A 9,664-nucleotide genomic window follows, 5' to 3' on the forward strand; every position below is an offset into this window, starting at 1 on the left:
CGACGGACGAGGTTGCCATTATTATCAATTACTACTAAGGAAGGTAGCACTATCATGATTGATGACAAACCGCATAACCCTGATTTTGATGGCTATGGTCCATCTTCTAATTTTTTACTTGATATTGCCCCCCTCGTATTGACTGCCATTATTCTGATGGTGCAGTTTTTTATATTCAAAGACTTTACCCCTCACATACCTTTAGCTTGCGGTATTTTGATCACAGGCTTGTTTATGAAGCTGCGTGGTCGCGACTGGCAGGGTATGGAAGATCGATTTTTAAAAGTCATCAAGATTGGTCTGCCAGCCATGATTATTCTAATGGGCGTGGGTATGCTCATTGGTTCATGGATTATTGCAGGCACCGTGCCGACCATTCTTTATTACGGTTTTAGTATTTTTTCGCCTTCCTCGTTTTTATTTTCTGTCTGTATTATTTGCGCCATTATTTCTGTTGCGACAGGGACGTCGTGGGGTACGGTCGGTACCGTCGGTCTTGCGATGATGGGTATCGGCATGGGCTTGGGTATCCCTGCGCACTTTACGGGCGGCGCTATTGTGTCTGGTGCGTTTTTTGGGGACAAAATGTCGCCACTATCAGACACCACAAACCTGACGCCAGCAGCTGCGGGTGTTGAGCTTTGGGACCATATCAAAGGTATGTTACCAACGACCGTGCCAGCTATGGTGACCGCTTTGGCCATTTATGCGTGGATCGGGATGGGCTACGGCGATGACAGTATCGATCTATCTTCTATCCAAGCGTTACAGACCAACCTAGCGGACAACTACAATCTGGGCGTGATCACGCTATTGCCTGCGCTTGTGGTCGTGGCAGCCGCGGTGATGAAAATGCCAGCGATACCGACGGTGCTTGGCGGTGTAGTTGTCGCCTCATTGATTGCGTTCTTTATGCAAGGTGTTGGGGTCAGTGAGATCTTTAATGTCTTACAAAATGGTTATGTCAGTGAGACAGGTTTTGAAGTGGTGGATAAACTGCTATCAAAAGGCGGCGTTATGTCGATGACATGGGTCATTACCTTAACCATATTTGCGCTCGGTTTTGTCGGATCCCTTGAGCATTACGGCACGCTAAAAGCTATCATGGCAAAAATCGATCAGGCGGTGAAGTCGCGTATCGGCTTGATTCTCACCACGTATGCCAGTGTCTTGGGCGTGGGTACGATTATCGGTGATGTATATACAACGCTGGTACTACCAGGGCGTTTATTAAAAGACAAATATCAAGAAATGGGCTACAAGCGCACCACCTTGACACGCTCTATCGAAGACAGTGGTACGTTGTTATCACCGCTCATTCCATGGAACATGGGTGGTAGCTTTGTCGCGGCAACTCTAGGTATCGCCACACTGACGTATGCCCCGTTTGCGTTTGCCTGTTGGTTGTCTCCTTTGTTTGGTTTGCTATGGGCGTTCCTAAATAAATTTATCCCACGTGAAGAGCCTATGGAAAATAAGCTCGACACTACCGCTTCAGCCAATGAAGCGTGATTCCAAAGGAGTATGTCATGTTGCAACAGCAGTGTTTATGGGATATAACCGCGCCGACGATTGATGCCTATAGCCAGATCAGTAGTGACACGCAAACGACCGTCTGCATCATCGGTGGCGGTTATACAGGGTTGTCAGCGGCCATTCATTTGGCAGAAAAAGGGGTTGAGGTTGTCCTGTTAGAGGGTCATACCATTGGTGATGGCGGCTCAGGGAAAAGCGTGGGACTGGTCAATGCAGGCACTTGGTCGCGTCCTGAGGATTTAAACATTGCGCTAGGTGACACTGCAGGAGAGCGCTTGACCGAAGCGCTCGGACAAGCGCCCCGTTTGGTGTTTGATCTGATTGAGCGTTATAACATCGATGCGCAGGCGGTCAATGCTGGTAACATTCATATGGCGCACAATGTCAAAGGCGAGACCGATGTCGATATCCGCTATGAGCAGTTGACCCGCCGCGGCGCGAATGTGGAAGTGTTGACTGGCAGTAAGTGTCATGAGTATTGTGGCACGACGAGTATTAATAAAGCCTTGCTTGATCATCGAGCAGGCACGATAAATCCGTTGGCTTATGTCAGAGGACTGGCCAAAGTCGCTACCAGTCTGGGTGTCACAATTTATGAGCACTCACCCGTTGCAGCGATAGAAAAAGCAGATGGTCATTGGTACACCAAAACCCCGCAAGCGCATGTAAAATCCGAGCGGGTGATTATTGCCACCAACGCTTATACTGAAGGTGAATGGACAGAACTTGCGAAGACGTTTTATTTGGTTGACTACTATCAGGTTGCCTCCGAACCACTGAGCGGACCTGTTGCAGATCGTATTTTGCCATACAGGACAGGGGCGTGGGATACCCGTTTGGCGCTCTCTAGTTTTCGCCGTGATAAAGATGATCGTTTATTATTGGGCACGGTTGGCGGTATGCAGCTCAAACCAAAATCCTTTTACCAGTCATGGGCCAATACCATTCAAAAAAGCTATTACCCAGATTTGCCCGCATTTAACTGGCAGTATGAATGGGGCGGTAGTTTTGGTTTTACACAGGACCATATCTTTCGTGTACTTGAGCCTGCTGAAGGCATCATGACGGCGACGGCGTATAATGGTCGCGGCATTACCACAGGGACGCTCATGGGTAAGTGTTTTGCAGATTATATCTTGACAGGTAACAGCGACAGCATCCCTTTACCCTTTAAACGCTTAGAAGAAGAAAAAATCGCCTTTAGCGGACTTAGGTCTGGATTGACTGAGCTAGGGTTGACGTTGTATCACGCGGGTCAATGTCTCAAAATTATCAGATAACGAGCTTTCCCGCTCAATTATAGTCGCATCCATAGTGGTTGATAGACACGCTAATAAAGTGCTATCTGCTCACGGTGCGGCTTATTTTTTATTAAGTGAAGGAACCTACTCAGTGAGTGATATTATCAATGCTTCAGCAGCTATAATCGATACCATTATCTCTGCGCTACAAGACAATCATAATTTTGACCCCAGCCAAATCAAAACCGATGCTGAGAGCTTAGAACACTGGGGCAAAGACTGGACCAAACACTTCGCACCCGCTGCCTCCGCCATCGTCTTTCCAAAGACAACCGAACAAGTTCAAGCGATTGTCCTACTTGCCAATGAACACAACGTCGTCCTCACCCCTAGTGGTGGCCGTACCGGACTCTCTGCAGGTGCCGTTGCCGCCAATGGCGAGATTGTCGTCAGCATGGATAAAATGAACCAGATTGGCCAGTTTTATCCAGCCGACCGCATCGTTGAGATTGAAGCAGGTGTCATCACCGAACAACTGCAACAGTTCGCCGAATCCAAAGACCTCTACTATCCTGTCGACTTTGCCTCAGCAGGCTCCAGTCAAATGGGCGGCAACATCGGTACCAATGCAGGTGGCATCAAAGTCATTCGTTATGGCATGACCCGTCAATGGATCATGGGACTGACGGTCGTTACTGGTAAAGGGGACATTTTGCATCTCAACCGCGGTATGGTGAAAAATGCTACGGGTTATGACTTGCGCCAACTGTTTATCGGTGCTGAAGGTACCCTTGGTTTGGTTACCCACGCGCAGATCAAGCTTGAGCGTCAGCCACAAGACTTAAATGTCATGGTGCTGGGTATGGACAACTTTAGTGACGTCATGAATGTCCTCTCTGCCTTTCAAGCCCAGATTGATTTGACTGCGTTTGAGTTTTTTGATGATGTGGCGATTGATAAGCTGATGGCCCATGGTCAAGTACAAGAGCCGTTTGAGTCACGTACTAAGTTTTATACCTTATTAGAGTTTGAAGCGCCCTACGAGCCAATCATGGACAAAGCCATGGCCATTTTTGAGCAGTGTATGGAAGAGGGCTGGGTTGTTGACGGGGTGATGAGCCAGAGCTTATCGCAAGCGGCTGAGCTGTGGAAGCTGCGTGAGTACATCTCAGAGACCATTTCTGTGTTTACCCCTTATAAGAATGATGTGTCCGTGCTCATCACTCATGTGCCTGACTTTATCGCAGAAATTGATGCGATTGTGAGCAGCAACTATCCTGACTTTGAGGTGTGCTGGTTCGGTCATATTGGCGATGGCAATTTGCATCTGAATATCTTAAAGCCTGAAAACATGAGTAAAGACGAGTTCTTTAGCGAGTGTCAGGTGGTGAATAAGCATGTGTTTGAGACAGTACAAAGATATGGCGGATCAGTATCTGCGGAACATGGGGTGGGCATGACGAAGAAGCCGTATTTGCAATACAGCCGCAGTGAGACGGAGATCAATTATCTGCGTGAGGTCAAAAAGGTGTTTGATCCTAATAATATTATGAATCGTGGCAAAATTTTTGATATGTAGATAAAAAAGCGGATGTAGTAAGTAGTTTTTATATTTGTCATTATCTTGCTCTAAGCATGGATGAATCATGCAGTTTGTTTTTGTATTCTCATAGACTGGGGATAGTACCCTCACAGAATGTTTTAGGAGTTACTATGTACGTTTTAGATATCGATACGGTAAAAGAACAACTAACGATGTCGATGGCAATAAATGCTATTGAAAAGCTACTTAAAATGCAAAGTGATCATCCAAAGTGGGTTAAAACACCTGAGCGCTTAGTGATTCCTACTTTTGAGCAAAATGATAACCATCCCAATGGCTCACATTTATCCATGCCGTCCGTGGTTTTTGATGGTGAGAACGAATATGCCGTGGTCAAGTTGGTCAGTATCTGTCCAGACAATCCCAAGCGTGGTAAGCCAACGACGATGGCAACGATTACTGTATCCGACAATGCGACAGGGGAGATGCTGGCCTTTTTGGATGGTATATATATCACTCAAGTACGCACGGCGGCACTATCAGGGATTGCGACTAAGCATTTAGCAAAGCAGGATAGTCGCATTGTGGCAGTGGTCGGGACAGGCGGCATGGCCTATGAGCAGCTCAACGCCATACTTACTGTGCGTCCAAATATCAAACAGGTGAATATTTGGAACAGAACTCTACAGGTGGCGCATGAGTTTCAGAATAGATTTAACAAAGAGTACCCGCAGTGGCAAGTTGAATTTGAAGTCTGTGAGAATATTGCAGATGCTATCAAAGATGCCGATATCATTAATCTTGCCACGCGAGCGACGATAGGGTTGTTTGAAGCATCACAGATAAAGCCAGATGCTCACATCAATGCCATTGGTGCTTATCAAGCAAAGATGAAGGAAGTTAGTAATTCGGTAATAGAGGCTAGTGCTTCTGTGATTATTGATGATGTCAAAGGAGGTTTGCACGAAGCGGGCGACTTGATACAAGCTCATAATGATATGAATTGTAGTTGGACATGGGAGCAGCTAACGGGCACATTAAGTGATCTGGTCACTGAAAAAGTTAGGATTGATACGAATGAGAATAAAGGCATCACATTATTTAAGTCCGTTGGTGCAGCAAGTTTTGATGCAGCAGTCGCGCTAAAGATTGCGCAGAAAGCCAAAGAAGAAGGATTGGGGCAGCTGGTTAAGTTATAAAGATCAGCTGTTTATTAGTGAATTGATTTTAAAAAGTAGCTAAGCCAAATTGATAAAATCAGATTATTATTCGATATCGTTAGTCTGCTATCTTCGTAAATATGATATTCAGTCTACTAACAACCATATAGAATAGTACTTGTACAAAGATCGCTACTTAGAGGAAGGTGCTTTTACTAATCTAAAAAATTACAGCGCGGTCGTAAAAAGTAGGCACAAGCTAGAGTCATGAAAATACAATGACTCTAGCTTGTGCCTATTTCCGGTTGAAATTATGCCTCTGCACTAATGAGGTATGTATTTCACCTTCATACTCATAGTAGAAGAGTTGATTCGTAACATAAACCAAGTCCATCTCTACAGTTTATTCAACATAGCTCACAGAGACGGAGTGGCAAGCATCTGGTAAAGGAACTGGTTTAAACTATAAATTTTATCAGCAAGATATTGATTTAAATGCTAAGCCTAGAGAGAGTCTTGGTGATATGAGAACAAACGCAAATCGTATGAAACAAGGTGGATCACCGTATGTACTAAAAAATGGTCAATATGAGCATGTTCAGCTTCATCATTCACGTCAAGATGGGCGCGGTGCTTTATTTGAAACTTCTAAATCAACTCATTTAGGGCGTAATGATCAAAATAGTAGGCAAGCTGTGCATCCATATTCACCTCAGCAGCATCCAGACTATCCAGTTAATCGTGAGGTTTTTGATAAAGATCAATATTGGAAAGATCGTTTAAACCAACTGCAAGGAGATTAATGTGAGCTCATTCAATGAAGTTGAAGTTTTATTATCTAAGCAGGATTATCCTGTAATAGAAAAGAAAATTGAACATATTCAAGAAACTGAAGCCATTCTTACAGAGCTTGGCGTTCAAAAACATAGCAGTTTTTTTAAATTATATACAAAATATTTTTTAAGGTCTTTAAATTGCCGTTATGGCGCAAGTGAAGTAGTTGATCCACTTCCTCCACAAGGTTTCTCAGCTAAAATGGCACATGACTATTGGGATGTTTCTAAGCATTACATTTTATTTAGTACAGGCGAAGGTGAAGGCGGTTATTTTTACAATACAGAAGATGATAGTGTATGGAATTTTAATATGGGTCAGCTACAGCAACTAGCCGACGGTACATTACCGCATTGGGATAGCTTTTACGAGTTTATGATTTGGTATTTGACCGATGAAGAAGATGCCTAATATTCGACGATTTTTTATCATAAAGCCTAACTTAACCAGTTAGGCTTTATATCTTTAACTGTATCATTCACGTCAAAATAGTCGTAATGCATCAAGATAGTAGTCATAAAATCTATAAAAGAGACAGTGGTGGTTACTATGTGATTGATGATAATGGAGTTCAACGGACAACCAGTTCGCCGAATGAGCATGGTAATACGTTGGGCGATCAGCCTGCTGAACTATACTGCCTAACCTGTCGCCGTACAGGTGAACCAAAAAAATATGGCGAAACCACTCTTGGTGAAGACCGCTACGGGAAAGGTAACCAAAAGCGCTATTCCACTGATAAGATTGAAGAGATGGGTGTGCTTTATGACAAGATAGACTCAGGGACTAAAAAAGATATGCATAGAAAACAAACAGAAATGATTAAACAATATGAAAAAGAGAATGGCAAAAAACCAGAGTTCAATAAAACCTATCAATGATCAAAGGAATAGTTATGAAATTGTGGATGAGCGCAGAGATAAGCGGAGGAATTGGTGAACCTGTTCGCCATGCTTTAAATTTTGTGGAAGACGAAATTAATGCAAAAATTGAAGACAAAGACTATGGTATCAACTTAGACAAATGGCGCTGTATAGCGATACTGATGAAAGAAAAAGAAGATCAAGAGCGGTATTGTGAAGTCATAAAATACTCATCTAAGACTAAAAAAATGGATTTTAAACTACAAATTGACTATCCCGAATTTGTCAATGGAGATGCCAAGCGTCAACAACAGCTGATTTATGAGATGCTGATGCGAAGTCTAGACTTACTAATGGAGCAAGGGTTAGAGGTAGCAGGCATCGAAAGCCTACGTCGAGATACGCAAAGTGTTGCATTAAAACATGGCTGGATAACTACCCATTAATAGCATGAATCGTATCAAAGAGGCTTAGTGTTTAACTAAGCCTTTTTTAGTTTACTGAAAGTGTAAGAGCAAACGCGATCCCTCTCACCCCAACTATGACCCTGACTATGTACCACCACATATGAAAAGCGATAATAAAAGTAAATAATTAATTTATGATATAAAGGAGATAGGTTATGTATATGATTGAGTTCAGTGGTCAATCGGGAGGGAGTCAAGCTGGTAAAGCTACTAGACCTTATCATATTCTACTAAATAGAATATTTTATCAGAAACAAGATAGTAGTGATTATTTTAAAACCTTGCTCTTCTTATCCATTGTTTTTAGAGTTAGTGATAAACATCAAAACTTTGAGTCTGAAGGAGCAGAGTTTTTGCAAAAGTCAGACAGTCGAAATGTTTACACCATCGACTTCGCCATTCCACAAGAGCGTTGGCATAATAAAACCGATGTAGAGTTACGCTCATACATTGCCGAAGGGGTCAGATCCTGTTTTGACTCATTAAAACAAAAAGCTATAGAATTGGGTGAAGTCATAGATGAAGATAAGCTAGAACGTGATTTTGAGTATGGCATGACGCAGTTTATGACTTTGCCACTACCTGAGCTTAAAGGTAGGTGATATGAAATTATGGATGAGCGCAGAGTACAGTGGTAATATTGGTCATGAAATGAGAACCGCAAGAAACTTTGTAGAAGATAAAATCAATGCGAAAATTGCAGACAAAAACTATAATATTAAATTAGGAAGCTGGGATTGTATAGCGATATTAATGAAAGACAAAGCAGACCAAGAGCGGTATTATGAAGTGATAAAATACTCATCTAAGACTAAGGATATGGATTTTAAACTAAAAATTGACTATCCCGAATTTGTCAATGGAGATGCCAAGCGTCAGCAACAGCTTATCTACGAGATGCTGATGCGAAGTCTAGATTTATTAATTGAAAAGGGATTAAACGAAGCAGGCATTGAAAGCTTACGTCAAGATACACAAAGCGTTGCTTTAAAAAATGGCTGGATAATTGCTCATTAACATTACTGATTGTAGTGTGGGATGAGCCGTACACATAAAAGTTAAGCGCAATTAGATCAGAAAGCTACGATACTTCATGCATCGTAGCTTTTTTTATGTTTCTCACAAAGCCACTGTTGGCCAAGGCGCTATTGTCACAGGGGATACACTCACAGGTAAGGACAGCTTAGCAGGCGTCAACCGTGACGCCTTGAATACTGAAACAATTATTAAAGATGTGCAAACAGGTGGACTGGCTGTCGATACGGGTATTGATACGCGTGTGTTGACTCAGGCGGGTCGGGCTGAGATTATTGATGAGCAAAGGAACTTACCTAAGAATTTGAAAGTTATTGCAGCTATTACAGGTACGGCAGGGCTTGCTGTACCTGCTATCGCAGCGGGAATATTTGATAAAGGTAACAGCAACCCTGACAGTAAAAATAAATCAGGCCTTTTATGTATCTAACAGTCCACAGGTATCATTTACCGTGAGGAAGTTGACGAAATAGGCAATCCAGTTTTAAACGAGCTCATTTGGTGTGATATTAAAAACTTTTTATTCATGGCATCGTTGTATTGTTTAGAAAAAATTTCGATAAAACTGTCTCATTACAGTAAAGTTGCAAATAGCTGGATTACTGACTTTAAGCAGTCTAATAAATTATATCTTTTAGATGTGAATGATTCTGATATGGCATATTACTTAAAAAAAGATATGTTTTACTGTTTGTCAAAAGGAAGAAGTTATTTAATTACTTATAAGCTTTACACCGGGTTTTGTGAAGAGTTGAAAGATAAGCGAATGAGTCTGTGAGTAAGTGTCGTAACACATAAGCTTAAGTGGAGTAGCCCTCAAAAAACAAACAAAAAAAAGCCTCACTTCCTATTTAAGGAGTGAGGCTTTTAGTGCTTTTTCAAGCCATGTTTGGAGCGGGAAAAGAGATTCGAACTCTCGGACCCCAACCTTGGCAATGACGTAGAACTATTTTACATAACTATATTTTAATTATAAATATATGAT

11 protein-coding genes are annotated in these 9,664 nt (G+C 42.4%); all 11 read left to right on the forward strand.

Translation table 11 applies throughout. The features are described 5' to 3' along the window. Nucleotides 1-54 precede the first annotated feature (54 nt). Entirely contained in the window at nt 55-1,512 is a 1,458-nt protein-coding gene (nhaC, locus tag JMX83_RS11850) for a Na+/H+ antiporter NhaC (RefSeq protein ID WP_201602022.1), read from the forward strand. Between the two features lie 17 nt (nt 1,513-1,529). Then, a complete protein-coding gene (gene amaA / locus JMX83_RS11855) occupies nt 1,530-2,816 on the forward strand; it encodes an L-pipecolate oxidase (RefSeq protein WP_201602024.1) in 1,287 nt (428 codons plus the stop codon). Between the two features lie 142 nt (nt 2,817-2,958). Continuing rightward, nucleotides 2,959-4,356, forward strand: coding sequence for an FAD-binding oxidoreductase (locus JMX83_RS11860; RefSeq protein ID WP_227675841.1), 1,398 nt, complete (start codon nt 2,959-2,961; stop codon nt 4,354-4,356). Nucleotides 4,357-4,490: 134 nt separating this feature from the next. Further along, a complete protein-coding gene (locus tag JMX83_RS11865) occupies nt 4,491-5,519 on the forward strand; it encodes an ornithine cyclodeaminase family protein (protein WP_201602026.1) in 1,029 nt (342 codons plus the stop codon). A gap of 485 nt (nt 5,520-6,004) precedes the next feature. After that, nucleotides 6,005-6,283 carry an HNH/ENDO VII family nuclease gene (locus JMX83_RS11870; RefSeq protein WP_265089545.1) on the forward strand — a complete coding sequence of 93 codons (279 nt, stop codon included), beginning with the start codon at nt 6,005-6,007 and terminating at the stop codon, nt 6,281-6,283. Between the two features lies 1 nt (nt 6,284). After that, a complete protein-coding gene (locus JMX83_RS11875) occupies nt 6,285-6,725 on the forward strand; it encodes a hypothetical protein (protein ID WP_201602030.1) in 441 nt (146 codons plus the stop codon). An 86-nt stretch (nt 6,726-6,811) separates the two neighbouring features. Next, nucleotides 6,812-7,195, forward strand: a complete 384-nt coding sequence (locus JMX83_RS11880) for a hypothetical protein (RefSeq protein WP_201602032.1) — start codon at nt 6,812-6,814, stop codon at nt 7,193-7,195. Between the two features lie 14 nt (nt 7,196-7,209). Then, the gene (locus JMX83_RS11885) at nt 7,210-7,623 is read left to right on the forward strand and encodes an Imm44 family immunity protein (RefSeq protein ID WP_201602034.1); all 414 of its coding nucleotides are present in this window, start codon (nt 7,210-7,212) and stop codon (nt 7,621-7,623) included. Nucleotides 7,624-7,799: 176 nt separating this feature from the next. Then, nucleotides 7,800-8,246, forward strand: coding sequence for a hypothetical protein (locus tag JMX83_RS11890; RefSeq protein WP_201602036.1), 447 nt, complete (start codon nt 7,800-7,802; stop codon nt 8,244-8,246). A 1-nt stretch (nt 8,247) separates the two neighbouring features. After that, nucleotides 8,248-8,661, forward strand: a complete 414-nt coding sequence (locus JMX83_RS11895) for an Imm44 family immunity protein (protein ID WP_201602039.1) — start codon at nt 8,248-8,250, stop codon at nt 8,659-8,661. A 76-nt stretch (nt 8,662-8,737) separates the two neighbouring features. Then, nucleotides 8,738-9,109 carry a hypothetical protein gene (locus JMX83_RS11900; protein ID WP_201602041.1) on the forward strand — a complete coding sequence of 124 codons (372 nt, stop codon included), beginning with the start codon at nt 8,738-8,740 and terminating at the stop codon, nt 9,107-9,109. Nucleotides 9,110-9,664 lie beyond the last annotated feature (555 nt).

The organism is Psychrobacter piscatorii (genome assembly GCF_904846415.1).
Classification (GTDB): Bacteria; Pseudomonadota; Gammaproteobacteria; order Pseudomonadales; family Moraxellaceae; genus Psychrobacter; species Psychrobacter piscatorii.